Below are 25,029 nucleotides of genomic sequence, written 5' to 3'. Positions count from 1 at the left end.
TCGTCTACGCCTCTGGGGCCTCGACTTAGACCCGCCTCACCCTGCGCTGATTGCCATGGCGCAGGAACCCTTGGGCTTACGGTGCGAGAGGTTTTCACTCGTTTGCGCGTACTCATTCCGGCATCCTCACTTCCGCTCGCTCCAGGGCTTGGTTTCCACCGCCCCTTCACTGCACGCGGAACGCTCCCCTACCCTCATGCAATGCATGAAGGCCAAGCTTCGTTGGGCCGCTTAATCCCGACCATTCTCGGCGCATCCCCGCTGGACTGGTGAGCTATTACGCACTCTTTCAAGGAATGGCTGCTTCTAAGCCAACCTCCCAGTTGTCACGGCAGGGACACATCCTTCGCTATACTCAGCGGCCACTCTGGGACCTTAGCTGTGGCTCTGGGTTCTTTTCCCTCTCGCCGCTGGACATTATCGCTCAGCGACTGCCTCCCGAGGTCCATAAAACAGGTATTCGGAGTTTGGTTGGGTTGGTACCAGCTTCGCCAGCCCGCGCCCATCCAGTCGCTCTACCCCCTGCTTACACGCCTCGAGGCTCTACCTCAATAGATTTCGGGAGAACCAGCTATCTCCAGGCTTGATTGGCCTTTCACCCCTACCCACAAGTCATCCGAACGGTTTTCAACCCATACCGGTGCGGGCCTCCACTAAGTGTTACCTCAGCTTCACCCTGCTCATGGGTAGATCGCCCTGGCTTCGGGTCTACCCCCAGGAACTCGACGCCCTCGTTGCAGGACTCGCTTTCGCTCCGACTCCGCGGCTGAGCCGCTTAGCCTCGCTCCTGAGGAGTAACTCGCCGGATCATAATGCAAAAGGCACGCAGTCAGCAGTGACCAGGGTTGCCCCCAGCCCGCCTCCTACCGCTTGTAAGCATGTGGTTTCAGGATCTCTTTCACTCCCCGCCCAGGGTGCTTTTCACCTGTCCCCTCACGGTACTCGTCCACTATCGGTCACACAGGAGTCTTTAGCCTTGGAGGGTGGTCCCCAGCTTCACGCCCGCTTCCACGAGTCGGGCGTTACTCAGGAACTCCACTGGGCCAGCGCTCTTCGTCTACCGGGCTGTCACCGTCTGCGGCGCCCCGTTCCAGGGGACTTCGACTCGTTAACTGGCTCCGTCCGTGGGTCCTACAACCCCGATCCCACAAGGAGATCGGTTTAGGCTCTGCCCCTTTCGCTCGCCGCTACTCCGGGCATCTCGTTTGATTTCTCTTCCTGCCGGTACTTAGATGTTTCAGTTCCCAGCGTTCGCTTCACCGTTGCCGGTGATGACGGACCTCACGGTCCGCCGGGTTGCCCCATTCGGCCATCTCGGGATCACCGCGTGTGTGCCACTCCCCCGAGCTTATCGCAGCTTACCACGGCCTTCATCGCCTCTGTGTGCCCAGGCATCCCCCACATGCTTTCGCTCGCTTGACCCATTCTTCGTCAAGCAGAGCACGCGCGATCTACTATGCACGAGTGAAACAATTCACTGTCTTGCTATGCGAATTGTGTCACTAGTGAGATCCAAATCCGATGGACCAGCTTTGCAGCTGGACCATGCATTTGTCCCACGATCACACAACCATCCGTTGTCAATCAGCAAGCCTGGCGCAGGAGCGCCAGGCGTATGAGAGAATCGAGTTGAGCGTAAGGTGACGAGACGTGCGACTACGAGAGCGACGTTCGATCGAGCGGTGCCGCGCTGGGTCTACTCGTGAGGCTCCGTTAAGAGGAGGTGATCCAGCCGCAGGTTCCCTACGGCTACCTTTGTTACGACTTCGCCCCAGTCACGACGCTTGCCTTCGGCCGCTTGGTCCCGTGAGGGTTCCGGCACGGACTTCGGGCACTCGCCGCTTCCATGGCGTGACGGGCGGTGTGTACAAGGCCCGGGAACGTATTCACCGCGGCGTAGCTGATCCGCGATTACTAGCGATTCCAGCTTCATGCCGTCGAGTTGCAGACGACAATCCGAACTGAGGACGGGTTTGTGGGATTGGCTCCACCTTGCGGCTTCGCAACCCGTTGTCCCGCCCATTGTAGCGCGTGTAGCCCTAGACGTAAGGACCATGATGACTTGACGTCGTCCCCACCTTCCTCCGGTTTGGCACCGGCAGTCTTACTAGAGTGCCTGGCTTTACCCGCTGGTAACTAGTGACAAGGGTTGCGCTCGTTGCGGGACTTAACCCAACATCTCACGACACGAGCTGACGACAGCCATGCAGCACCTGTGACCGGACTCCGAAGAGGGGCCAAGGTTTCCCCTGGCTTTCCCGGCCATAGTCAAGCCTGGGTAAGGTTCTTCGCGTTGCGTCGAATTAAACCACATGCTCCACCGCTTGTGCGGGCCCCCGTCAATTCCTTTGAGTTTCAGCCTTGCGGCCGTACTCCCCAGGCGGGATACTTAATGCGTTAGCGCTGGCCCTCACGGGGTCGCTTCCAAGGACCTAGTGCCCATCGTTTACGGCGTGGACTACCAGGGTATCTAATCCTGTTTGCTCCCCACGCTGTCGCTCCTCAGCGTCAGCTACGGCCCAGCACACCGCCTTCGCCACCGGTGTTCTTCCCGGATCTCTACGCATTCCACCGCTCACACCCGGAATTCCATGTGCCTCTACCGTGCTCCAGCCGGGCAGTTCGCATGGCCGATCCGGGGTTGAGCCCCGGACTTTCACCACACGCTTACCCGACCGCCTACGCGCCCTTTACGCCCAGTGATTCCGGACAACGCTCGCACCCTCTGTATTACCGCGGCTGCTGGCACAGAGTTAGCCGGTGCTTCCTCACCCGGTACCGTCACTCCTGTCAAAACAGGCATTCGTCCCGGGCAACAGGAGTTTACACCCCCGAAGGGCGTCATCCTCCACGCGGCGTCGCTGCGTCAGCCTTTCGGCCATTGCGCAAGATTCCCCACTGCTGCCTCCCGTAGGAGTCTGGGCCGTCTCTCAGTCCCAATGTGGCTGGCCATCCTCTCAGACCAGCTACCCGTCATCGCCTTGGTGAGCCGTTACCTCGCCAACTAGCTGATAGGCCGCGAGCCTCCAATCGCCCTGCAGGTTTCCTTCCCCAAGAATGCCCCCAGGGAAGCGTATGCGGTATTACCCGGCCGTTGGGCCGGCTATCCCCCGCAATTGGGCAGGTCGCTCACGTGTTACGCACCCGTTCGCCGGTTGACCCTTGCGGGCCCCCCGTGACTTGCATGTGTTAAGCACGCCGCCAGCGTTCGTCCTGAGCCAGGATCAAACTCTCCAAGAGAATTCAATTCGATAGCTCTATCATTCGCATTGCCGCGCCGAAGCGCAGCAACCGTCCGAATCACGTTATGTACTTCAGTAAACTCTCACCGAAGCCCTGAAGAGCTTCGGATCAACGAGTCCGCCTCGCACACTTCACGCTCAACTCGATTTTCAATCAGCATTTCGTTGTCGCGTTTGCGACAGCCTTGAAGAGTACCTCGTCGTGCTCGCTTCGTCAAGGCCCTTCCCTATCTTCCCCTCCCATCCGCATCCCCACCCGTTTGGGTAGGCTGTTTCCGGGGGAGACAGAATTAATACACGCTTGCTTCCTCTCACGCAAGTGGGAGCGCACAGCTCTTCGACGCTACCACACTCACCACACCCCCAAAGAAAACGGGCCACCCGTTTGGGCAGCCCGCCTTCGTCATGCTCCGTGATGGACTTGAACCATCAACCTAGCGATTAAGAGTCGCTTGCTCTGCCAATTGAGCTAACGGAGCGACAAACGGATCGCACAACTGGTGCGCCAGGAGGGAATCGAACCCCCGACCTACAGCTTAGAAGGCTGCCGCTCTATCCAACTGAGCTACTGGCGCTTCGACCGACCACAGTCGGTCGGTTACCCTGCGAAAGTCGGGGCGGCCGGATTCGAACCGGCGACCTCCTGCTCCCAAAGCAGGCGCGATACCGGGCTACGCTACGCCCCGCTGGGGAGACGGAATTGTAGCCGAGCGCGGCCCAATGTCAACGTCTGGACTCCAGTGCCTCGAGAATTCCCCGCACCGCGCGCGCGCGATGGCTCACCGTCGCCTTCTCCTCTCGAGACACCTCCGCAAAGGTGCGCCCCAGCTCGTCGGACCGAAAGAACGGATCGTACCCGAAGCCACCGCTCCCCTGCGCGACGTGCACGATCTCGCCACGCGTCTCCCCTCGACGCACCAACTCCCCCTCCCCATCCACGAACGCCGCCGCACAGACATATCCGGCCCCGCGCGCAAGCCCCGGCGTCAGCGCCTCCTGCAGCATCGTGTTGTTCGCATCATCGAGCGGCTGCCCGGACAGGTCCGAGCGCCCGGACCACCGCTTGCTCCGCACGCCTGGGCGACCGCCTAACGCATCCACGCACAATCCCGAATCATCGGCCAACGTCGGGAGGCCACTGATCGCGTGAAAGTGACGGGCCTTCGCGAGGGCGTTGGCCTCGAACGTGTCATGGGCCTCAATGGCGTCCTCAACGGGGGCCTCGGCGATCCCGGCGGTCTCGAGGTCGATCGGCGTATACCCGGCGGCCCGGAGCATCGGGAGCAGTTCGCGCAGTTTGCCCAGGCTGCGCGTCGCCACCAACAGGCGGGTCACGCCTTCGGCGCCGCCAACACCGAGAGCTGCAACGCATCCAACTGGCGAATGCCGTCGGCCGCCAGCGAGACCAGCAGATCCAGTTCCGCCCGATCGAAGGCGGCATGTTCGCCGGTGCCCTGCACCTCCACGAAGCGGCCCTCGCTCGTCATCACGACGTTCATGTCGACGTCGGCCCGGACGTCCTCGACGTATTCCAGGTCGAGGCGCGGCTCGCCGGCGATCAGGCCCACGCTCACCGCCGCAACACGGCGCCGAACCGGCGACGCCTTGATGCGCCCAGTCTCGACCATCCATCCGAACGCGTCCATCGCCGCCACGCTCGCCCCGGTGATCGCGGCCGTGCGCGTTCCGCCATCGGCATCGAGGACGTCGCAATCGACGCGCAGCGTGAACTCGCCGAACGAGAAGTCGTCGATCATGGCGCGGATGCTCCGCCCGATGAGTCGCTGGATTTCCTGCGTGCGCCCTCCGAGCTGCGCGCGCTCGCGCGGCGTCCTGGTATTCGTGGCACGCGGGAGCATCGCGTATTCAGCGGTCATCCACCCCTGCCCGCTCCCCTTCCGCCACCCGGGGACGGAATCCTCGACCGTGACGGCGCACAGCACGCGCGTATTGCCGAAGGCGACGAGGCAGGAGCCTTCGGCGCTGCGCACGGCGCCGCGCTCGAGGGAGACGGGGCGCAGGGCGCTCGCCGCACGGTCACGTCGGGGCGGAGTGTCGTTGGGCACGCAGTTTCTCGATGATGGAAGTCGTGGACTGGCCAGGAGTCAGCGGGACGATGACGACGTCGCCACCGCGTGCGCGAACCTCGCGCGCGCCGACGACCGTGTCTTCGGTATAGTCGCCCCCCTTCACAATGACGTCAGGGAGGATGGCGCGTACGAGTTCGAGCGGCGTGTCCTCGTCGAAGACGGTGACGACATCCACGCAACGCAGGGCGGCGAGTACATAGGCACGCTCGGCCTCGGTACGCACGGGTCGCTCAGGCCCCTTGAGTCGTCGGACGGAGGCGTCACTATTGAGCCCAACGATCAACGCATCCCCCTGCTCCCGCGCCGCGCGCAGCACGTCGACGTGCCCGGGGTGCAGGAGGTCGAAGACGCCGTTGGTGAAGGCGACACGACCGGGGGGCGGCGCGCCACTCCTGCGCCTGCGCCGTGGTGAGGATCCGGCGGGTAGGGTCGAAATCACTCACAGTGCGCCGTCGGCTCGCGGCGTGAAGTGGAGTTCCCGAACGAACAGGGGGAGTTCAACGTGTTCGGTATACTCCGCCCAGATCGTGATCTCGCGCCGCCCGCGACGCACGCGCACCCGCCCGGCGTCCTCCGGGAGTCCGAGTGAATCGGCCTTCGCTCGGAGGTGCCGCACGATGGTGTCGTTGGTCCGCGACGCGGCGAAGCGGACCTGCTGCTGCATGGCGTCCTCGAACTGGTAGAAGTGCCAGTAGACTTCGCCGATGTTGACCGCAAAGTAGGCCACCGTCACCGCGATGAGCAGCGAGAAGAGGCACCCAAGCTTCCCCGCCCCACGGCGCGCGCTCACCACTGCGACTGCGCTCCCTCGATGATCTCGTTCACGATGCGCTGGATGGCTTGCTTGCGCCCGGCGGCCTCCTCACGCTCGGCGTACTCGCCCTCTGCGCTGACGCCCGTGCGCTCGTAGAGAATCCGGCCGGTGGTCTGGTCGACGATCTTGACGTCGACGCGCAGCTGCAACCGCCGGCGTGCCGAAGTCGCGCGCGTGGGGTCGGCGGAGAACGAGACCGGCACGTCGGCCTCGAAGGTCGTGATCTTCCCCTGCACGATGGCGTTGGCTTTCGACTCGACCGCGTCGCGAAGGCCCAGTCGATCGCTCATGGCCTTGCGCAGCTCCTGATGCAGCTCGCCGGTCAGTTCCGGGTTGGCCGTCTCGTTCTCGAACGGGATGACGGCCACCGTGCGCACGTGCTTGGGGAGCCCTCCCCCGCCGGAGAGGGAGTAGAGGCACCCATTGAGCCCGAGGGTGAGGGCGAGCAGGAGGCTAACGATGCCAGATCGCTTCATCGAACGGCGGATCGACGAGACGTCGAAGGAGGGTGAGCGTGAGGCGTCGGCGGGAGCCGAAGTTTCGATAGCTGATCACGGCCGAGTCGCGTTGCACCGCCTCACGCAGGCGATTGCCGTCGAGCCGCTGCAGCGAGACAAGCGACGTCCCGCTGAAGGCCGCGCGCCAAACAGGTGAGCGCCCGATGTCGGCGCGCAACGTGTCGCCGGCGACGAGAGCCACGGTGTCGACGCCAACGACCCGCAATCGACCGAGCGCTGCCCAGAGAAGCGGGACGGGAGGAAGATAGCGCACGGCCTCGTCGTTTGCCGGGGTGGTGAGGCGATCGCCGATCAAGATGGCGAAGCCACCGCCGAGGTTCCCATCGGCGAAGAAGTCGAGACGAACCGAGTCGGGCGGGGCGATCCGCGCGACCCCCTCACCCCGCGCGGAGAAGATCGGATCGCCGTATTCCCAGCGGAAGACGAGGCGTGTGTGCCCCGGGGGGAGCGTGGTCTCGGGCAGTCGCTGTGGAAAGGGGATCCCGGTCAGGGGGCGCGCCCTCGGCGCACAGCCGACCGACACCGCGGCGAGTGCGAGGAGCACGGTGAGGCGCCGCCGGATCGCATCGCCCGTCCTGGACGCCGCCGCCCTGACCATCAGACGCCGCTGCGCATCGCTCGCTCGAGCAACTCGCGCACCTCGGCCGGAAGGGGGGCCGGACGAGCGTTGCGATCGAGGGAGACCAGCATGGTGCGAGCGGTCACAAGTCGAGTGCCGGAGGGCAAGTGTCGGATGAGGTATTCGAAGACGACGGCGCGCGACCGAACCTCCGTCACCGTGGTCTCGACGCGAATCATGTCGTCGTACCGCGCGGATCCGTGGTAGCGCAGCGAGGCATCGGCGACGGCCAACAGCGCCCCGCGCCGTTCCATCTCGGCATAGGGGAGGCCGAGCGCGCGGATGTACTCCGTGCGACCCACCTCGCACCAGACGAGATACTCGGAGTGATACACCACTCCCATCTGGTCGGTTTCGGCGTAGCGCACGCGAAACTCGACGTCGAAGTGCGGTCGCGTCGTCGTCATGGGAGGTCGAGACCCAGCGCGCGCGCGCGGTCGCGCGCCCCGGGAGTGAAGAGCGCATCGTGCGGGATCGGCTCACCGCGTCGTACGCGCGCGACCAGCTCGCGCTCGGTCACGAGGATGCGCCGAACCGAACGCGCCTCCTGCCAGCCGACGATGCGAGCCGTACAGCCGTTGTCCACGCCAGCGGCGTGCGCCTCATCGTCGTCCAGGTGGAACTCGGTGGCGTGCGCCTCGCCGGCGCGCACGAGGACGTCGTGCCAGGTGACAGCGCGCGCCCCGCTTCCGCAACGGATCTCCAGCCGGTCACCGTCCTGCATTCCCCATCGCGCTGCATCGGCGGGGGCCAGATGCAGGTGGCGAGCCGCGATGATCACGCCGCGCGCCAGCTCGACTCGGCCATGGGGGCCGACCAGGGTCACGCCGCCTAACGATTTTTCCAAGGACCCACTGGCCGCCAGCGGCGGATCGATCCCGAGCCGCGCGGCGTCGCTTCGCGCGAGTTCCACCTGCGTCTCGCCTCGCGCCGGACCGACGACACGGACGTCGTCGAGACGTCCCTTGGGCCCCACCACCACGACCTGCTGCCGGGCCGCGAACTGTCCCGGCTGCCGGATCGTACGCAGGACCTCGAGCGTCGGGACGCCGAAGAGCGCCCGCACGTGCGCTTCCGACAGGTGCACGTGGCGGCGCGACACCCCGACGGGGACGTCGATCGGTCCCGCGCGATGTCGTCGAGTGGCCGCGCTGCGTGGTCCCCCGCCCTCCCTGTGTGGCGTTGTCGCCGAGGGGGCCGATCGCCCCGACCGGCGCGTCCCGTGCCCCGCGGCGGCGGCTCGTACAGCCGCCGTCGCCTCCGCCGCGTCGGCGCGATGCGCCGATGGGACGGGGTGTCGCACCGGGGCGAGGTCACCTAACGACTGCGCCGCGCCGCTCCAGTCAGGCGGGGCGCCCGCGGGCGGCGGTGGTTCGGGGCGCACGGGAATCGGCAGCCAGGTGGCACCCGCGTTTGTTGGTGTCGCCGGCGCGACCGATCGCTCGATCTCGGCGGCGATGAGGGCCGCGAGGCGTTCGCGCTCGTCAGGCGTCATGCGCGTCCGGCGCGGAAGGTGGCCATGAAGTCGTCGACGATGCGCGAGACGTCCAAGGCCGCGGCTCGCGTCGAGCTCTCGACGGCCGACGCCCGTGCCGGCGACGGGAGCGGCGAAAGCGCGGACGCGCTGGCCGGACGATCGCGATCCCGGAGGGGGTCGCGGTAGGGGCGCAGTTCCTCACCCATGCGCTTGATGTTGAGGAGGTGCATGGGCGTGATGTTGTCCGACGTGATGCTGCCACCCCACGAGCCGGGCCCCAAGGTCAACGCCGGGGCGAATCCCGTCGTGTAGCCCACGGCACCGATGGCGGTGTTGGAGTTCACGATGATGCGGTAGGCCGGCTTCTCCTGGAAGAATCGCTCGATGACGGTGCGATCCTGCGAGTGGATGCCTAACGAATGCCCGATGCCGCCGTATCGCAGCAGCTCGATGGCGCGCTCGCAGCATCGCTCCCACCCATCCTCCACGAAGAAGCCGAGGACCGGGCAGAGCTTCTCGCGAGACAGCGGATCTTCCCGTCCCACGCGCGCGAGCTCGACGATGAGGAGCTTTGTGTGCGCTGGCACCTCGAAGCCGGCACGCCGGGCGATCTCCACGGGCGACTGCCCCACGACGTCGGGATTGATCCCCTTCCCCGTGGGCGGGATCATGAATCGCTCGAGCGCCTGCTTCTCGCCGGCGCTGCAGAAGTGGGCGCGTTCGGCCACGAAGAGCGCACGCACACGCGCGGCGACCGGGGCGTCGACCACCACCGAGTTCTCCGACGAGCAGAGCACGCCGGCATCGAACGTCTTGCCGTCAACGACGTCGGCCACGGCCTTGGCGAGATCGGCGGTGCGCTCGATGATGGACGGCACATTGCCAGGACCGACGCCGTAGGCGGGCTTGCCGGCGGTGTAGACGGCCTTGACCATGTCCGAGCCACCGGTCGCAAGGAGGACCGCGGTGTCGCGGTGGCGCATGAGAGCGTTGGTCCCCTCGAGCGACGGCGTCGTCATGACGTTCACGAGCCCTGGCGGTGCGCCTGCGGAGCACGCCGCCTCCTCGAGAAGACGCCCCGCCTCGACGGTACACCGAACGGCGCGCGGGTGCGGCGACATCACGATCGCGTTGCGCGCCTTGACCGAGATCAGCGCCTTGTAGATGGCGGTCGACGTCGGATTGGTCGTGGGCACGATGGCCCCGACGACACCCATGGGGACGGCCAGTTCGCGCACGCGGCGTACGGGGTCCTCTCGCAGCACCCCGACGGTGCGCATCGGGAGGATGTACTCGAGAAGGAGATCCGACGCGAAGCGGTTCTTGATGACCTTGTGCTCGTAGACGCCCATGCGCGTTTCGTCGACGGCCAGACGTGCGAGCGGTTCGGCGGCGCGCGACGCGGCGGCGGCCATCGCACCGACGACGCGATCGACCTGCTCCTGCGAGGCCGTTGCGAAGGCACGTTGCGCCTGCGCTGCCCGGGCAACGAGGTCGCGCGCTTCCTGGATGCTGCGCAGGTCGGCGTCCATGGGAGCCGAGCGCTCAGGCGTTGTTCAGAGCGCGGAAGGCGGCGAGCAGTTCATCGCGGCCGGCGCGCGCGACGTCGCGCCCCTTGAGCGGGAAGGTGTCCAACCGTCGCGCGAGCGAACGCAGCTCGACCACCTTGAGCTGCTCGAGGTGCTCCCGATCGAGCCGTTCGCGCGTAAGGGGAGCATCGCTCCCCTCGTCGTCCTCGGCGACGACGCCGAGGTCTTCGTGCGGGCGCGGAATGACGTGAACGGCGACCAACTGTCCCACGCGCTGGGCGGCGGCGGCGGCAGCGTCGACCGCGGCCTTCACTGCGGCGACCTCGCCCAGGAACTTCACGACGACGAGTCCGGCGTCGGCGCGTTCGGTACCGAGCAGCCGTACGTCGGCCGCCTTGGTTCCGGCATCTGCCGCCTCGAGGGCCCCTACCAGACCACGCGTCTCGACGAGACCGAGCGCATCAAGGGACCAGCCGCGTTCAGCCGGCGTCACCCAGCGCTCCCTGGGGGAGGATCAGTTCGAGTTCGGCGTGGGGACGCGGAATGACGTGCACCGAGACCAGTTCGCCGACGCGCTCTGCCGCGGCGGCGCCCGCGTCGGTGGCGGCCTTCACGGCGCCGACGTCGCCCCGCACGAAGACGGTGACGTATCCACCGCCGACCTTCTCCTTGCCGATGAGGCGCACGTTGGCGGCCTTCACCATCGCATCGGCTGCTTCAATCGCCCCGACGAGACCCTTGGTCTCGATGAGTCCGAGCGCGCTTTGTGCCATCCGTCCCCCTTCTGGGTGTCGCAGTCGGCGCGAAGATGCGTGCTCCGCCAGCCTTTGTAAAGGGAGCGACACCCGCCTATACTCGGCGCGTGCTCCCATCTCCGTGCTACGTCATTTCGGACGCCCACCTCGGCGTCGCCGACCGCGACGCCGAGCGGCTGCTCCTGGCCTTCCTGCGCGACATTCGCCGGGACGCCAAGTCGCTGGTCATCAACGGTGACCTGTTCGACTTCTGGTTCGAGTGGAAGCGGGTGATCCCCCGCGCCGGTTACCGCGTACTCGCCGCCTTGGCCGACCTGGCCGACGACGGGGTCGAGATCGTGTGGGTCGCCGGGAACCACGACTGCTGGGGGGGCGAGGTGCTCCGGCACGACGTGGGGGTGCAGTACGTGCTGGGCACGTGGCGCGGGGAGATCGCCGGCTGGGTGACGCGCATCGATCACGGCGACGGCCTGCGGGACGTCGAAGACCGAAGGTACCGCGCGCTGCGCGTCGTGTTGCGCAATGGCCTGGCGATCCGCGCCTTCCGCTGGTTGCATCCCGACCTTGCCGCGCGTATCGCGTTAGGCTCGTCACACGCGAGCCGCACCTACCGCGCCAAGGACGGGGGGAGCGGGCTGCACAAGGTGGCGATGCGGGACCTGGAGCAGGAGCCGGGGCTGCAGCTGCTGGTGTTCGGACATTCGCACGTGCCGGAGGTCGAGCGGGCCGCATCGGGTGGCGTGTACGCCAACGCCGGGACCTGGCTGGGCGACTCGACTTTCCTGCGGATCACCGACGACGGTGTGGAGCTTCGGCGGTTCCGGATCTCGCTGAGCGGACCGTCGTCGGACCTGCTGCGCCGGGAACCGCGCCGCGCCTAACGGCCGACGCGCTCCTATCGACCTAACGAAACGGGATCGTCAGGCCGATTCCCGTGCCCCGGGGCAGCGCGCGCATTTCCACCTGCGCGGGAAGGTCCCACAGCTGCGAGGAGACGAACGCGTCGGCCGCCGAGAAGAGGTGATTGAAGGCGAGCATCGCGATCCAATCCTCGAAGTGGAGGCGACGCGCCTTCACGCGGCTGCGCTGTTGCTGCGACGTCCCCGCGCCGCTGGTGCCCCCCACCGGCTCCGCGTACTTGCTGCGGAGCGTGTCCTTGGGGACGTACTTGCCGTTCACGATGAGCGGCGCGCCGGTGGTTGGATCGACCGAATACTCGTTCACGATGACATCCTGCGCATGCGCCTTGGCGACGCGCAGATCGTGGGCCGACTTCCCGAGCATGGCGAGCCAGACCGCTTCGGTGGCGAAGTAGACGCCGCCCGCGGTGGGGCGATTGAGGCGTGACTGGCCAAGCCCCGGGAGCGCGAGGGAGAGCAGGAACGCCTTGCCGGGCGAGACGGGGGCGGCCAGCGAATCGCGCACCGTCGGCGCGCGTCGCCGTGCGGCGGTCGGCTGCGGTGGCACGGCGGGACGGGCGCTATCCGGGCGCTGCCGCACGCCGGCGCGCGCCGAATCGGCCTGCTGCGTCTCGGCCACCGACGGAACGAGCCCGAGCATCATCAGGAGCGCCACCGCGCTCACGTGGCGGACGGCGCTGCTCGGTCCCGAACACGGGCGTCCGATGCCTGCATGGCGGCGGCCGTGTCGATTCACGCGACCGAGACCGAGAGCGGGAGAAGCGAGGACGCGCGACAGCACCAAGGCGAAGCCCACACGAGAAGAGTTGGCGGGAGCGTGTGGGAATCGAACCCACCAAACCCGACGCAGTCAGGTCACAGCCGTTTTGAAGACGACGGAAGCCACCAGGCCCCATCCGCCCCCCTCGATCCGATCGCAACGTGAGGTCGACGAGGCGCGACAGGCCCCCGCGATACTACCCCGTGAGGGTGATGAGGTGTTCCCCACGCGGGAGCACGTCGCCCACGATGACGCTTCCTTCGACGCGCGAAAGATAGTCCGCCACTCGGTCGGCCGGGACCGCCACCAGGAGCCCACCTGACGTCTGCGGATCGACGAGCAGGGCGCGCTGCTCGGCGGTGACGCTGCCCCAGTGCACGTCGGCGTCGAGGAAGGCATCGTTGCGCTCCGCACCACCGGTCCGGAGCCCGGCCGCCCACGCCTCGCGCGCACCGGGGAGCACGGGGACCGCCGCGACATCCAGCCGCAACGTGACCGCGCTCGCGCGGGCGAGATGCGCGGCATGCCCCAGCAGTCCGAAACCGGTGATGTCGGTCGCGCAGCGCGCACCGCAGGGCTGTGCCGCTTCGGATGCAAGGCGATTGAGGCGTTTCATCGACGCGACCATCACGGCCTCGTGCCCGGCCGTGGCGCTCCCCCGCTTGACTGCCGTGGCCACCAGGCCGGTCCCGATCGGCTTGGTGAGCACGAGTCGATCGCCGACCCGCGCGTTCGCGTTGCTGAGGATCCGATCGGGATGCACACGCCCGGTCACAGAGAGGCCAAACTTGACCTCGTCGTCGGTAACCGTGTGCCCGCCCACGAGCGAGGCCCCCGCTTCGTGCACCTTGTCCTGCGCACCACGCAGGATCTGCGAGAGGACCTCCAACGGCAGCTTGCCGGTGGGAAATCCAACGATCGACAGCGCGGTGAGCGGTTCTCCACCCATGGCATAGACGTCGGACAGCGCATTCGCCGCCGCCACCTGTCCGAAGTCGTACGGATCGTCGACGATGGGTGCGAAGAAGTCGACGGTCTGCACGAGTGCGAGGTCGTCGGACAGCCGGAAGATCCCCGCATCATCAAAGGTCTCGTGACCAATGAGGAGTCGGGCGTCGGTACCCGGTGTCAGCGCCGCCAACGCTTGCCTGAGGTCACCCGGACCCATCTTGGCGGCTCAACCCGCGCAGCGGGCGAAGTGCGTCAGGCGGAAGATCCGGGCGCGATCGTCGGTCATCGGACGCGGCGACAGGAGGAAGTGCTCACTCCACCTTGGCGATGGCGTCGATCTCGATCAGCACGCCGCGCGGGAGCGCGGAGACCTGTACGGTGGAGCGCGCGGGCCGCGCGTCGCCTAACGCCTTCGCGTAGACCTCGTTCACCCGCGGGAAGTCGGCCATGTCGTGCAGGAAGACGGTCGTGCGCACCACGTCGCTCCAGCCACACCCGGCCTGGGTCAGGACGGCGGACAGGTTGGCGAGGACCCGTTCGGCCTGCGCGACGACGTCACCGTCGATCACCTTCATCGTCACCGGATCGAGCGGGATCTGCCCAGCGGTGAAGAGGAAGCCGCCGGCGATCGTCGCCTGCGAGTACGGGCCGATGGCGGCCGGGGCGTTGTCGGTGTGGAGATAGTTCACGCTCACCTCTGGTTCCTCCCGTTTAGAACAGCCCGGCGATAGCGCCGTCAGGGCCAACGGCCATACGTTCGGCCGCCGGGGCCTTCGGCAGGCCGGGCATCGTCATGATGTCTCCGCACTGCGCCACGACAAAACCGGCGCCGGCGGCAGGATAGACCTCGTTGACCGTAATGCGAAATCCCGTCGGACGTCCCAGCTTCGTTGCGTCGTCCGTCAGGGAGTATTGCGTCTTGGCCATGCAGATGGGAGTCTCGCCCATCCCGATCGACTGGAGATAGTCGATCGATCGCTCGGCCTTGGCCGAGTAGTCGACTCCCTCGGCGCCGTACACGCGACGCGCGACGGTTTCGATCTTCTCGCGAATCGGGCGCGACGCGTCATAGATCGGAGCGAAGCGAGCCTTCCCCTCCTCGAGCATCGCGAGCACCTCATGGGCGAGGGCGATTCCCCCTTCCCCCCCCTTCGCGAAGACCTCGTTGAGCGCGACGCGCACCCCGGCGCGGCGCGCGCACTCGGTGACCAGCGCCAGTTCGGCATCGCTGTCCGTCCCGAAGCGGTTCACCGCCACCACCACCGGAAGGCCGAACTGCTGCACGTTGGCGATGTGATGCTCGAGGTTGGGCAGGCCACGCTCCAGCGCGCCGAGGTCCTCGCGGGCCAGGTCCTTCTTGTCGGCGCCACCATTCATCTTGAGCGCGCGGATGGTGGCGACGAGTACCGCGGCCTCGGGATTGAGCCCCCCCATGCGGCACTTGATGTCGAAGAACTTCTCCGCACCGAGGTCGGACCCGAAGCCCGCCTCGGTGACGACGATGTCGCCTAACGCCAGCCCGGCGCGCGTCGCGAGGATCGAATTGCAGCCGTGGGCGATGTTGCCGAATGGCCCCGCATGCACGAAGGCAGGACCGCCTTCGAGCGTCTGCACCAGGTTCGGTCGGATGGCATCCTTGAGCAGCATCGCCATGGCGCCCGACGCCTTGAGGTCGCCCGCACGCACGGGCTTGCGGTCGGCGCCAGCGGTTGACGCCACGATGATGCGCGCCAGTCTGGCTTCGAGGTCGGCAAACGACGTGGAGAGCGCCACGATTGCCATGATCTCGCTGGCGGGGATGATGACCCAGCGTTCCTCGCGCACGACCCCCTCCGCCGGACCGCCGAGCCCGATGACGGCACGTCGCAGCGCCCGGTCGTTCATGTCGATCGTGCGCGGCCAGGTGATGCGGCGCGGGTCGATGTTGAGGGCGTTCCCCTGCTGCAGGTGGTTGTCGAGCATGGCCGACAGCAGCGCGTGCGCCGACGAGATCGCGTGGAAATCGCCGGTGAAGTGGAGGTTGATGTCCTCCATCGGCAGCACCTGCGCATAGCCGCCGCCGGCCGCCCCTCCCTTCACCCCGAAAACCGGCCCGAGACTGGGCTCGCGAATGCACAGCGCGGTGCGCTTGCCGAGTCTCCGAAACGCCTGCGCGAGCCCCACCGACGTCGTCGTCTTCCCCTCGCCCGCAGCGGTGGGGTTGATCGCCGTGACGATGACGAGCCGTCCGCGTGCCGGTCGTTCGGCGATGGCGAGCGGGATCTTCGCCTTGTACTTGCCGTAGAGGTCGAGATCGTCGGGGGTGAGGTCGAGTTCGGCCGCCACGTCGACAATGGGACGAAGCGTGGCTCCTTGGGCGATCTCGATGTCGGTGGGAATCGCAGTCATGCGAGCGTAGTCAGGAGACGGGATTCGGGTGACAGCTGGTGCGGTGTGCGCGGTCCAACTGTCCTGATGTCGAAGGTGCCGGCCGCTGCCGGCGGCGTCACGCGCGCTTCGACGTGTGCGACGTGTGCGACGCGAAGTGAGCGACGGCTCGCTCGCGCCGCGATTCTACGGCGTGTCGCTCGCGCTCGCCAGACCGAAGAAGCGAACTGCGTTGGCGCTCACGATGTCGCCGAGCGCCTCGGCGCTCACTCCGCGCGCCTCAGCGACGCGAGCCAGCGTCAGCGAGGCATACGCTGGCTCGTTGCGCTTGCCGCGATGGGGCACCGGGGCAAGATAGGGAGCATCGGTCTCCACCAGTACGCGGGCGTCGGGCGCCATGCGCAGCAAGGCGTCGTCGTTCCACTTCTTGAACGTGACGACGCCGCTGAACGAGAGGTACCACCCGGCGTCGAGCGCCACCTCAGCCAGGGTCGCCGGGCCGCCAAAGCAGTGCAGCACCCCGGAAATTCCGGCACTCCCTGCCTCGCGCACCATGGCCATGGTGTCGTCGACGGCTTCACGCGTGTGGACGACAACCGGGCGTCCCGTCTCACCAGCGATAGCGAGTTGCCGCGCGAAGGCGCGCCGCTGCAGCTCCCGAGGCGAGTGATCGTAGTGGTAATCGAGTCCGCACTCCCCCACCGCGACGGCGCCCCGCGCGATGAACTCCTTGATACGCGGCGGGTCCGCGAGGGGATCAAAGGCGGCCGCATCATGCGGATGCACGCCAGCCGTGAAGTACACGAAGCCCGGATGCGCGGCCGCGATGCGTTCCGCGCGCTCGGCGGCACCTAACGATTCGCCGATGCAGACGAGGGCGCACGCGCCGGTGACGCGTGCCCGCGCGATGACGTCGTCGCGATCGTCATCGAAGGCGGGGTCGGCGAGATGGACGTGACTGTCGATGAATCGCGCCATGGCTCGAACGAAGAACCGCCGCGAGCATGGAGGCTCGCGGCGGTCGGTCGGCTGCTATCGGGTGGCCGGGCGTTGCGTAGGCCGGCTGGCGGGGCGCGACGGGCGTTCGGGCTTGCCCTCGACCTTGGACTCTGCCTTGACCTGTGCCGCCGAGGCGTGCGCCTTGTCGGTGACCGCACGCGGGAACTTGCGTTCGATCCAGAGCAGGAGCGGTCCGGCCACGTAGATCGACGAGAAGGTCGCCACGAAGACGCCGAAGGTCATGACCCATGCGAACGGGCGCAGCACCTCACCGGCGAACAACAGCAGTGCCAGCGTGGCGCCGAGCGTCGTGGTGTGCGTCAGGATCGACCGCGGCAGCGTTTCGTTGATCGAGCGGTTGAGCGTGTCGTACAGCGGTTCCTTGCGCGACTTCTTCAGGTTCTCACGGACGCGATCGAAGATGATGATCGTGTCGTTCCCCGAATAGCCGAGCAGGGTGAGGATGGCGCCGACAACGACCAGCGACACCTCGATCTGGAACAGTTTGATGAACGCGAAGGTGACGAGCACGTCGTGCGCGGTGGACAGCACGGCCGCCGCGCCGAAACGCCACTCGAAGCGGAAGGCGAGGTAGAGCAGCGTGACCAGAGAAACGAGTGCCATGGCGATCATGGCGCCGCGCCGCAGCTCGCTGCCCACCTTGGGGCCGACCGACTCCACGCGCTTGACGGTGTAGCCCGTCGCCGTGTACTTGGCATCGAGGGCCCCCCGGATGCTCTTCGCGACCCCTTCGGTGGCAGAGGTCGTCGCCTCGGCCTCGGTCCGCTCTTCACGTGCGCGCACCGTGTATTCGAGATTGGTGCCGTACTGCGTGATCTCGGATCCGGGGGCGACGGCGTCGATCGCGGAGCGGAGCTCGGCGACGTTCGGAGGCTGGGTGAACTCGAGCTGCACCAGGGTGCCGCCGGTGAACTCGATGCTGTAGTTCACCCCTCCGCTCCATGCGAACGACGCGAGGCCGAGCACCATGAAGGCGATCGTGGCGATGGCGGCCTGACGCCACCACTTGATGAAGTCGAAGCTGGTGTTGTGAAAGATGCGAATCATCAGATGCTCAGCGTCTGGACGTTCTTGGAACGGGCAAGCCAGATCAGGTAGAACGTCTTCGTGACAAACACCGCGCAGAAGAGCGAAGCCGTGATCCCGGCGATAAGGGTGACGGCGAAGCCCTTGACCGGGCCGGTGCCGTACTGGTAGAGCACTGCACCGCCGAGGATCGTCGTGACCGACGTGTCGAGAATGGCGCTCCAGGCGTGCTTGAAGCCCTCGTCGATGGAGGTGCGCACCGTCTTGCCGCGATCGAGCTCCTCACGGATGCGCTCGAAGATCAGCACGTTCGCGTCGACCGCGATGCCGACGGTGAGGACGAGGCCCGCGAGCCCAGGCAGCGTGAGGACCGCGCCGAAGCCGGCCAGGATCGCCATGGTGAAGATGACGTACAGGACGAGCGCCGCGACGGCGAGCATCCCGGAGAAGCGGTAGTAGCCGATCATGATCGCGATCACGAGCCCGACCGCGATGACCATCGCCAGCCCGCCCTTGGAGATCGAGTCCTGACCTAACGACGCACCGATCTGACGCACCTCGGCAATCTTGAGCGGTACCGGGAGCGAACCAGCGCGCAGCACCAGCGCAAGGTCCTGCGCGTCCTGCAGGTCGCGGCCACCCATGGTGATCTGGCCGCGCGTACCGATGGCGCTCTGGATGACCGGTGGACGCCCCATGACCTTGTCGTCCAGGACGATGGCCATGTAGTCGCCGACGTGCTTGCCGGTCTCACTGCGGAAGCGACGTCCCCCCTCGTTGTTGAGCTCGAACTCGACGACCGTCCCTTCGATGGGCGTGTTGTTCGGCTTGGCATTCTGGAGGTACTCGCCCGTGATGATCGGGCGTGCGTCCACGACATAGAGCGGACGGAAGATCTGCGCGCCGATGGACAGCGTGTCGCCCGACCAGCGGAGCATCTTGCCCGGAGGAAGCGCCCCCTGAACCCCTGGGAGCGCGAGGTACCCTTCGACGGTGCGCACGTCCTTCTCGGCCACCATGTACTCGCCGGGGAACTGTCCGGCCTGCACGAGCTTGGAGAGCGGGCCGCCGGTGGTCGGGTTCAAGGCCGACGTCACACTGTCGGTCTTGCTCGAGTCACCCTTGGACGCGCTGTCGCCCTTTGCGAACAGATTGGGAAGCGCCGCGACCTGCGTCGACTTGGTGGTGTCGCCAGCGGCGACCGTCGCGCCGACGCCACCGCGCTCGCGAATGATCTGGTCGAGCCGCGGAAGCGCCTTGTCGAGCGCCTGTGTCTCGTCGGTAATCTGGAACTGGAGGAAGGCCGACTTCTGCACCACATCTTCGGCGCGCTTGGGATCATCGATCCCCGGCAGCTCCACGATGATGCGATCGTTGCCGACCTTTTGTACGACCGGCTCGGAAACGCCGAATTCGTCGATGCGGGTGCGGACGACCTTGAGCGCGCGATCAAGCGCATCGCTCTTGTCGGCCACCGCCTGCTTGGATTCGTCGACCTCGAGGGCGAGGTGCATCCCCCCCTGCAGGTCGAGTCCACGCTTGAGCGGGACGCGGCGCACCGTGTCAAAGGCGAAGACGCCGTCACGCTTGACGCGCTCCACCACCGTCCGCGGGAAGAGCGCCCATACCGACGCGACGAGCATCGCCACGATCAGGGCCACGCGGTACTTCAGATTCGACATTCGGCGGAACTGGAAAAGGTTGAAGTCCGGGAAGCTTGGAAGGTTAGACTTTCGAAACCACTGAGTCAACCGAAGTGCGAGAGTATCACGAAGTTAGCGCAAGCGTCTCGCGTGCCGCGCGTTCGTCCCTGGCCAGTTGCTCGACCAGCGCCTCGGGGGTCTCGAACCGAGCGGTGTCGCGCAGTCGCCGCAGGAAGTCGACGCGTACGCGCATCCCGTAAAAGTCGCCGGCGGCGTCGAAAAGATGCGCCTCCAGTGTCACGCCGGCGTCACCAAAGGTGGGACGAGGGCCGAGGTTGAGCATCCCGCCGAAGGCCCCGCGCGGCGTCTGGACGCGCACCGCGTATACCCCTTGGGGCGGCAGGAGTTTTCGCGGCGACGGGAGCGGAATATTGATCGTCGGAAAACCGAGATAGCGACCCCGCTGCTCGCCGCGCGTCACACGACCACCGACGGCGTAGTGCCGCCCGAGGCCGTCCCGCGCACGCTCCAGATCTCCCCCCGCCACCGCCCGACGGATCGCCGTCGAGGAGACAGGCTGGCCGTGCGGCCCGACCACGGGGTCGACCGCCTCTACCGTGAAGCCGCGCGCCTCGCCGAGCGCCCGCAGGACGCTCTCATCACCCGCGCGATTCCGGCCGAAGCCGTGGTCGTGTCCCATGAGGAGGTGCCGCACGCGATACCGGCCGACCAGCACCTCGTCGACGAACTGCTCGGCGCCAAAGGCCGCCAGGGCTCGGGTGAACGGAACGATCGCGACATAGTCGATGCCGCTCTCGGCGAGCACCTCGAGCTTTTCATCGCCGACGGTGAGCAGCGATGGGGCGGCGGCCGGATTGACCACTTCGAGCGGGTGCGGCTCAAAGGTGACGAGGACCGATCGCGTGCCGAGGGAGGCGGCGCGCCGCACGAGGTGAGCCAGAACATCCTGGTGCCCGCGGTGCACGCCGTCGAACGTCCCCACCGTCACCACGGTGTCGTGCACGTCCGGCGGGAGCGCGGTGTCGGGGATGGACATGTCAGGTCGTCGCGAGCACGACGTCGGCGTGCCAGGAGTCACCGGAGCGCGCGCCCACGCCGACCAGGTCCCCGTGCGCGTCGAGCAGTGCGGCGCGCGCACCCGCAACCGAGGCGGGGATCATGAGTCCCTGTCGCACCCGCCGAACGGCATCGTCGTCGAGGACCTGTCGCGGCAGGTCGCCTAACGCTTCGTGCAGCTCGCGCACGGTGATCTCGCCGCTGCGCAGCGCCTCAATGCCATTGGCGTCTCGCACGTCGAAGGGCCCCACCTGGACGCGACGCAACGCCGCCAGATGTGCGGCCGAACCGGTGGCACGACCGAGATCGCGCGCGAGGGACCGGATGTACGTCCCCGTGCCGCACGTGATGCGCGCGCGCAGCGAACCCGGCGTCTGCTCCAGGACGTTCCATTCGCCCACATGCACGCGCGAGGTCACGAGCGCCGGCCGCTCTCCGCGACGCGCCACCGCATAGGCGCGCTCGCCCCCGACATGCTTGGCCGAATACGCGGGAGGGAGCTGGTCCAGGTCGCCCGTCAGTGCCGGAATCGCGCCGAGCACGTCGAGGGCGGAGGGCAGCGGCGCCTCGCGCACGACGACTCCGGTCCCGTCGTCCGTATCGGTTTCGGTGCCGAAGGCGATCGTCGCTTCGTAGACCTTGGGCTCTGACGGGACGAACTGGAGGAGCCGAGTCCCGCGGCCTGCCAAGAGGACGAGGAGGCCGGTCGCGAACGGGTCGAGGGTCCCGCCATGCCCGACCTTGCGCGTGCCTAACGCACGGCGGGCGAGCGCGACGACGTCATGCGACGACAACCCCGCCGGCTTGTCGACGAGGAGGAGGACGTCAGTCGAGGTCGCTCGCATCCGGCGGGGCGAGCGTGCCGTCCTTGATCTGGGCGAGGAGCGACTCGATGCGCGCGGCGTGCGCGATGCTCGCATCCAGCACGAACTCCAACTCGGGCGCGACGCGCAGGCGCAGCGACTTCGCCAGTCGGCTTCGCAGGTGCGAGGCGAGGGAGTGCAGCCCTTCCTCGGTGGCGGATTTTTCGGCATCGGTGCCGAGGATGCTCACGAAGATGCGCGCATGGCGCAGGTCGCGCGTGACGTCGACGGCGGTCACCGTGACCAGCCCGGTGATGCGGGGATCCTTCACCCCCTCCGCGAGGAACCGCGCGACTTCTTCGCGAATGGCTTCGGCGACCCGATCGGGTCGGCGTCCATCATTCGCCATGGTATCTACTCCAACAGGGTGCAGCGGACGCGGGGGCCACGCCACACCTACGGGACTCGAGCAAGGTGCCGGGCGGGCGCCGTGAAGCGCCCGCCGGCGTCGGACGCGATCAAGCGTCCGCGGACGTCAGGTGCCGTCAGGCGCCCGCGGACTCCGGCTGCAGCGTACGGGCCACTTCCTCGGTCTTGTAGCACTCGATGACGTCGCCGACCTTGAGGTCGTTGAAGTTCTCGAGGCCGATGCCGCACTCGTAGCCTTCCTTCACTTCCTTCACGTCGTCCTTGAAGCGGCGGAGCGACGAGAGCGTGCCATCGTACACCTCGACCGCGTCGCGAATGAGGCGCACACGCCCGGCCTTCGAGATGATCCCCGAACGGACGGAGCAGCCGGCGATCGTGCCGATGCGCGACACCTTGAAGATCTCGCGGACCTCGGCCTCGCCCATGACCACTTCGCGCTCTTCGGGGCGGAGCATCCCTTCGAGGGCGGCGCGCACGTCGGCGACGGCCTCGTAGATGATGCGGTACAGCTTGATGTCGACCCCTTCGCGTTCCGCGGCCGTCCGGGCGTTGTTGTCCGGGCGCACGTGGAAGCCGATGATGATCGCGCCGGACGTACGCGCCAGGAGGATGTCGCCCTCCGTGATCGCGCCCACGCCGCGGTGCACGACATCGACCTGCACTTCGTTGTTGGACAGCTTCTGCAGGGCGTCGGCGAGCGCTTCCGCCGGACCACCCTGGTCGGCCTTGATGATGAGGTTGAGCGTCCGCTTCTGCCCAGCCGCCGCCTGCGACATGAAGTCCTCGAGCGACACCACACCCTTCGAGGTGCGACGGCTCTTGGCCTCGCGATCGAGGCGTTCACGACGCTGGGCAATCTCGCGCGCCTGACTGGCATCCTCGACGACCACGAACTGATCGCCCGCCATCGGCACACCCGTCAGGCCGAGCACCTGCACCGGGATCGCCGGTCCGGCCGACTTCACCGGCTTGCCACGCTCGTCGAGCATGGCGCGCACGCGCCCGGAGTGCAGGCCGCAGATGAAGTCGTCGCCCACGTGCAACGTGCCGCTCGACACCAGGATCGTCGCGACCGGCCCCTTGCCCGGGTCGAGCTGCGCTTCGACCACAGAGCCATGCGCCTTCTTGTCTGGGTTCGACTTGAGATCGAGCACCTCGGACTGCAGGAGGACCTGCTCGAGCAACTCGGGGACGTTGGTCCCCTTCTTGGCCGAGACCTCGGTCGAGAGCGTGGTTCCGCCGAACTCCTCGAGGACAACGCCATGCTGCAGGAGGTCCTGCTTGACGCGCATGGGGTTGGCGTCGGGGAGATCGACCTTGTTGATCGCCACGATCATCGGCACGCCGGCGTTCTTGGCGTGCGAGATGGCCTCGATGGTCTGCGGCATCACCGAGTCGTTGGCCGCCACCACGAGGATGACGATGTCGGTGACCTGCGCGCCGCGGGCACGCATGGCGGTAAACGCCTCGTGGCCCGGGGTGTCGAGGAAGGTGATGTGCTTGCTGTTGGGCAGCGTGACGTGATAGGCACCGATGTGCTGCGTGATACCCCCCGCCTCGCCCGCGACGACGTTTGCTTTCCGGATGTAGTCCAGGAGCGACGTCTTGCCGTGGTCGACGTGACCCATGATCGTCACGACCGGTGGACGGAAGACGAGGTCCTCGGGCCGGTCGGCGACGCGCTCCTCTCCCATGTCGGCGGCGTACTCTTCCTCACGCACCGCCTGGAAGCCGAACTCGCCGGCAATCAACTCGATCTGGTCGAAGTCGAGGCGCTGGTTGATGGTGACCATCAACCCGAGGTTCTTGAACGCGAAGGCCACGATCTGGCTGGCCGACAGCTTGAGGATTTCGGCCAGTTCGCCAACGGTGATGAACTCGTTGACGCGCACCGTCTTCTTCTCGCGTTCGGCTTCCTCGCGGCGGATCGCCTCCATTTCCTCGCGGCCGTCGTCGCGTCGCGACCCGCCACGCTTGGCGACGCCGCCACGCATGGCACCCATGACGCGCGAGATGTTTGCCGACACCTCTTCCTGGTCGACGGCCCCACGCTTCCCCTTCTTCTTGCCACGCTGCTGCTGCTGCGACTGCGAAGCACCGGACGGCCCACCGCCTCCCCCCCCACCACCGGGGGCACCGCCAGGCTTGCGCTGCTGATCATCGCGACGCGGCGGGAGTCCGACCGAGCCCGAAGGCGAGGCCGAGGCCACAGGCCGCGGCCGCTCGAATCCGCCGCCGCCCTGACCGGGGCGCGGACGCGGGGCGCCGGGCACGACCGGACGCGGGCGCGGCCGATCGGGGATCGACGGTCCGGTCGAGTACGTCTGCGGCTGCGGGATGGGCGCGGCCGGGGGGGCCGGCGGAGCGGGGGGCGGCGGCGGAGGAGGCTCCACAGCACGCACCGGCTCGACGGCCGGCACATCCTCGGACGCTCCCTCGTGCTCGGTCGCGGCAGGAGCGTGGGCGACGTCGTCGCCTGACTCCGGGGCGGCTGGGGCCGTCGTCTCTCGAACGGGCGCGGCCACCTCGACCGGAGCGCTGGGCGCTTCGACGACGGCGGCGGCGGCCGCTGCCGCGGCGGCCGATGCGGCGGCGGCAGTCTCTTCGGCGGCCAGTTCGAGCGCCTCAGCGGCCGCGGCGACATCGGCGGCACGACGACGACGGACGCCCGCCTTGGCTGCGGCGGCCGCATCGACGGCGGGAGGAGGTGTCGCGGCTGCGGGCTCAGGGGCGACGGGAGCGGGCGTCGTGGTCGTCGCGGGCGCTCCCTTGCGACGGCGGGTGGCCGCAGGCGCTGCGACCGGCTTTTCCTGCCGCGCGCGCTTCTCCCGCTCCCACCGGGCGCGCACGCGCGCCACCTGGTCGTCGGTGAGCACCGTCAAGTGGCTACGAACGGGAACGTCCATCGAACGAAGCATGCCGATCACTTCGTCCGCGGCGATCCCGAACTCCCCTGCCATGTCGTGTACGCGAAGCTTGCTCAAACGAT

At 67.3% G+C, this 25,029-nt stretch carries 23 protein-coding genes, 4 tRNA genes and 2 rRNA genes; 1 reads left to right on the top strand and 28 read right to left on the bottom strand.

What is annotated here, in order from left to right:
* The 16 genes from IPN47_08175 to IPN47_08100 all read right to left on the bottom strand — a co-directional run.
* Positions 1–1,422, bottom strand: a 23S ribosomal RNA gene (locus IPN47_08175); the annotation flags it as partial.
* A 294-nt stretch (positions 1,423–1,716) separates the two neighbouring features.
* A 16S ribosomal RNA gene (locus IPN47_08170) occupies positions 1,717–3,240 on the bottom strand.
* Between the two features lie 408 nt (positions 3,241–3,648).
* A tRNA-Lys gene (locus tag IPN47_08165) sits at positions 3,649–3,721 on the bottom strand.
* A 19-nt stretch (positions 3,722–3,740) separates the two neighbouring features.
* A tRNA-Arg gene (locus IPN47_08160) sits at positions 3,741–3,817 on the bottom strand.
* A gap of 37 nt (positions 3,818–3,854) precedes the next feature.
* A tRNA-Pro gene (locus IPN47_08155) sits at positions 3,855–3,928 on the bottom strand.
* 37 nt (positions 3,929–3,965) lie between these two features.
* A complete protein-coding gene (locus tag IPN47_08150; GenBank protein ID MBK9408011.1) occupies positions 3,966–4,577 on the bottom strand; it encodes a non-canonical purine NTP pyrophosphatase in 612 nt (203 codons plus the stop codon).
* Positions 4,574–5,308: a ribonuclease PH gene (gene rph / locus IPN47_08145; protein ID MBK9408010.1), complete on the bottom strand. Its 735-nt coding sequence runs from the start codon at positions 5,306–5,308 to the stop codon at positions 4,574–4,576. The genes IPN47_08150 and rph overlap by 4 nt, the downstream gene beginning before the upstream one ends.
* Positions 5,280–5,771, bottom strand: a complete 492-nt coding sequence (rfaE2, locus tag IPN47_08140; GenBank protein MBK9408009.1) for a D-glycero-beta-D-manno-heptose 1-phosphate adenylyltransferase — start codon at positions 5,769–5,771, stop codon at positions 5,280–5,282. The genes rph and rfaE2 overlap by 29 nt, the downstream gene beginning before the upstream one ends.
* Positions 5,772–6,122, bottom strand: a complete 351-nt coding sequence (locus tag IPN47_08135) for a hypothetical protein (protein ID MBK9408008.1) — start codon at positions 6,120–6,122, stop codon at positions 5,772–5,774.
* On the bottom strand, positions 6,119–6,622 hold the full coding sequence (locus IPN47_08130) for a hypothetical protein (protein ID MBK9408007.1): 504 nt from the start codon (positions 6,620–6,622) through the stop codon (positions 6,119–6,121). The genes IPN47_08135 and IPN47_08130 overlap by 4 nt, the downstream gene beginning before the upstream one ends.
* Entirely contained in the window at positions 6,600–7,208 is a 609-nt protein-coding gene (locus tag IPN47_08125; protein MBK9408006.1) for a hypothetical protein, read from the bottom strand. The genes IPN47_08130 and IPN47_08125 overlap by 23 nt, the downstream gene beginning before the upstream one ends.
* A 53-nt stretch (positions 7,209–7,261) precedes the next feature.
* Entirely contained in the window at positions 7,262–7,690 is a 429-nt protein-coding gene (locus IPN47_08120) for an acyl-CoA thioesterase (GenBank protein ID MBK9408005.1), read from the bottom strand.
* Positions 7,687–8,778 (bottom strand): hypothetical protein, encoded by a 1,092-nt coding sequence (locus tag IPN47_08115; protein MBK9408004.1) that lies wholly within the window; start codon positions 8,776–8,778, stop codon positions 7,687–7,689. The genes IPN47_08120 and IPN47_08115 overlap by 4 nt, the downstream gene beginning before the upstream one ends.
* Positions 8,775–10,292: an aldehyde dehydrogenase family protein gene (locus IPN47_08110; protein ID MBK9408003.1), complete on the bottom strand. Its 1,518-nt coding sequence runs from the start codon at positions 10,290–10,292 to the stop codon at positions 8,775–8,777. Before IPN47_08110 ends, IPN47_08115 begins: the two co-directional genes overlap by 4 nt.
* 13 nt (positions 10,293–10,305) lie before the next feature.
* Positions 10,306–10,782, bottom strand: a complete 477-nt coding sequence (locus IPN47_08105; GenBank protein MBK9408002.1) for a BMC domain-containing protein — start codon at positions 10,780–10,782, stop codon at positions 10,306–10,308.
* Positions 10,769–11,062, bottom strand: a complete 294-nt coding sequence (locus tag IPN47_08100; protein MBK9408001.1) for a BMC domain-containing protein — start codon at positions 11,060–11,062, stop codon at positions 10,769–10,771. The genes IPN47_08105 and IPN47_08100 overlap by 14 nt, the downstream gene beginning before the upstream one ends.
* Positions 11,063–11,151: 89 nt before the next feature.
* Here IPN47_08100 and IPN47_08095 point away from each other — a divergent pair, with 89 nt between their 5' ends.
* Positions 11,152–11,925 (top strand): UDP-2,3-diacylglucosamine diphosphatase, encoded by a 774-nt coding sequence (locus tag IPN47_08095; protein MBK9408000.1) that lies wholly within the window; start codon positions 11,152–11,154, stop codon positions 11,923–11,925.
* Positions 11,926–11,947: 22 nt separating this feature from the next.
* Here the strand turns inward: IPN47_08095 and IPN47_08090 are convergent, their stop codons facing one another.
* The 12 genes from IPN47_08090 to infB all read right to left on the bottom strand — a co-directional run bounded on the left by IPN47_08090 (position 11,948) and on the right by infB (position 25,024).
* Positions 11,948–12,628 carry a hypothetical protein gene (locus IPN47_08090; GenBank protein ID MBK9407999.1) on the bottom strand — a complete coding sequence of 227 codons (681 nt, stop codon included), beginning with the start codon at positions 12,626–12,628 and terminating at the stop codon, positions 11,948–11,950.
* A 143-nt stretch (positions 12,629–12,771) separates the two neighbouring features.
* Positions 12,772–12,868, bottom strand: a tRNA-Sec gene (locus IPN47_08085).
* Positions 12,869–12,920: 52 nt separating this feature from the next.
* Positions 12,921–13,892, bottom strand: coding sequence for a selenide, water dikinase SelD (gene selD, locus IPN47_08080; protein MBK9407998.1), 972 nt, complete (start codon positions 13,890–13,892; stop codon positions 12,921–12,923).
* 94 nt (positions 13,893–13,986) lie between these two features.
* On the bottom strand, positions 13,987–14,370 hold the full coding sequence (locus IPN47_08075; GenBank protein MBK9407997.1) for a RidA family protein: 384 nt from the start codon (positions 14,368–14,370) through the stop codon (positions 13,987–13,989).
* Between the two features lie 16 nt (positions 14,371–14,386).
* Positions 14,387–16,054 carry a formate--tetrahydrofolate ligase gene (locus tag IPN47_08070; GenBank protein ID MBK9407996.1) on the bottom strand — a complete coding sequence of 556 codons (1,668 nt, stop codon included), beginning with the start codon at positions 16,052–16,054 and terminating at the stop codon, positions 14,387–14,389.
* A gap of 174 nt (positions 16,055–16,228) precedes the next feature.
* Positions 16,229–17,020 (bottom strand): TatD family hydrolase, encoded by a 792-nt coding sequence (locus IPN47_08065; GenBank protein MBK9407995.1) that lies wholly within the window; start codon positions 17,018–17,020, stop codon positions 16,229–16,231.
* 54 nt (positions 17,021–17,074) lie between these two features.
* Positions 17,075–18,109, bottom strand: coding sequence for a protein translocase subunit SecF (secF, locus tag IPN47_08060; protein ID MBK9407994.1), 1,035 nt, complete (start codon positions 18,107–18,109; stop codon positions 17,075–17,077).
* Positions 18,109–19,770 (bottom strand): protein translocase subunit SecD, encoded by a 1,662-nt coding sequence (secD, locus tag IPN47_08055; GenBank protein ID MBK9407993.1) that lies wholly within the window; start codon positions 19,768–19,770, stop codon positions 18,109–18,111. Before secD ends, secF begins: the two co-directional genes overlap by 1 nt.
* Before the next feature lie 85 nt (positions 19,771–19,855).
* Positions 19,856–20,788, bottom strand: a complete 933-nt coding sequence (locus tag IPN47_08050) for a bifunctional riboflavin kinase/FAD synthetase (GenBank protein MBK9407992.1) — start codon at positions 20,786–20,788, stop codon at positions 19,856–19,858.
* 1 nt (position 20,789) lies between these two features.
* Positions 20,790–21,653, bottom strand: a complete 864-nt coding sequence (gene truB / locus IPN47_08045) for a tRNA pseudouridine(55) synthase TruB (GenBank protein MBK9407991.1) — start codon at positions 21,651–21,653, stop codon at positions 20,790–20,792.
* Positions 21,634–22,020 carry a 30S ribosome-binding factor RbfA gene (gene rbfA / locus IPN47_08040; GenBank protein MBK9407990.1) on the bottom strand — a complete coding sequence of 129 codons (387 nt, stop codon included), beginning with the start codon at positions 22,018–22,020 and terminating at the stop codon, positions 21,634–21,636. Before rbfA ends, truB begins: the two co-directional genes overlap by 20 nt.
* Positions 22,021–22,156: 136 nt before the next feature.
* Positions 22,157–25,024, bottom strand: coding sequence for a translation initiation factor IF-2 (gene infB / locus IPN47_08035; protein MBK9407989.1), 2,868 nt, complete (start codon positions 25,022–25,024; stop codon positions 22,157–22,159).
* Positions 25,025–25,029: the final 5 nt, after the last annotated feature.

The organism is Gemmatimonadota bacterium (genome assembly GCA_016719105.1).
In the GTDB taxonomy this organism is placed as follows: Bacteria; Gemmatimonadota; Gemmatimonadetes; order Gemmatimonadales; family Gemmatimonadaceae; genus SCN-70-22.
The sequence above is the reverse complement of the archived record's forward strand: the minus strand, read 5'-3'. Positions and strand labels throughout refer to the sequence as shown.

What these genes read in the sequence shown, in the direction of transcription:
- IPN47_08130 (MBK9408007.1), bottom strand. Translation starts at nt 6,622, where the DNA reads ATGAAGCGATCTGGCATCGTTAGCCTCCTGCTCGCCCTCACCCTCGGG.
- IPN47_08120 (MBK9408005.1), bottom strand. Translation starts at nt 7,690, where the DNA reads ATGACGACGACGCGACCGCACTTCGACGTCGAGTTTCGCGTGCGCTAC.
- IPN47_08115 (MBK9408004.1), bottom strand. Translation starts at nt 8,778, where the DNA reads ATGACGCCTGACGAGCGCGAACGCCTCGCGGCCCTCATCGCCGCCGAG.
- IPN47_08110 (MBK9408003.1), bottom strand. Translation starts at nt 10,292, where the DNA reads ATGGACGCCGACCTGCGCAGCATCCAGGAAGCGCGCGACCTCGTTGCC.
- IPN47_08100 (MBK9408001.1), bottom strand. Translation starts at nt 11,062, where the DNA reads ATGGCACAAAGCGCGCTCGGACTCATCGAGACCAAGGGTCTCGTCGGG.
- selD (MBK9407998.1), bottom strand. Translation starts at nt 13,892, where the DNA reads ATGGGTCCGGGTGACCTCAGGCAAGCGTTGGCGGCGCTGACACCGGGT.
- IPN47_08065 (MBK9407995.1), bottom strand. Translation starts at nt 17,020, where the DNA reads ATGGCGCGATTCATCGACAGTCACGTCCATCTCGCCGACCCCGCCTTC.
- secF (MBK9407994.1), bottom strand. Translation starts at nt 18,109, where the DNA reads ATGATTCGCATCTTTCACAACACCAGCTTCGACTTCATCAAGTGGTGG.
- secD (MBK9407993.1), bottom strand. Translation starts at nt 19,770, where the DNA reads ATGTCGAATCTGAAGTACCGCGTGGCCCTGATCGTGGCGATGCTCGTC.
- IPN47_08050 (MBK9407992.1), bottom strand. Translation starts at nt 20,788, where the DNA reads ATGTCCATCCCCGACACCGCGCTCCCGCCGGACGTGCACGACACCGTG.
- truB (MBK9407991.1), bottom strand. Translation starts at nt 21,653, where the DNA reads ATGCGAGCGACCTCGACTGACGTCCTCCTCCTCGTCGACAAGCCGGCG.
- rbfA (MBK9407990.1), bottom strand. Translation starts at nt 22,020, where the DNA reads ATGGCGAATGATGGACGCCGACCCGATCGGGTCGCCGAAGCCATTCGC.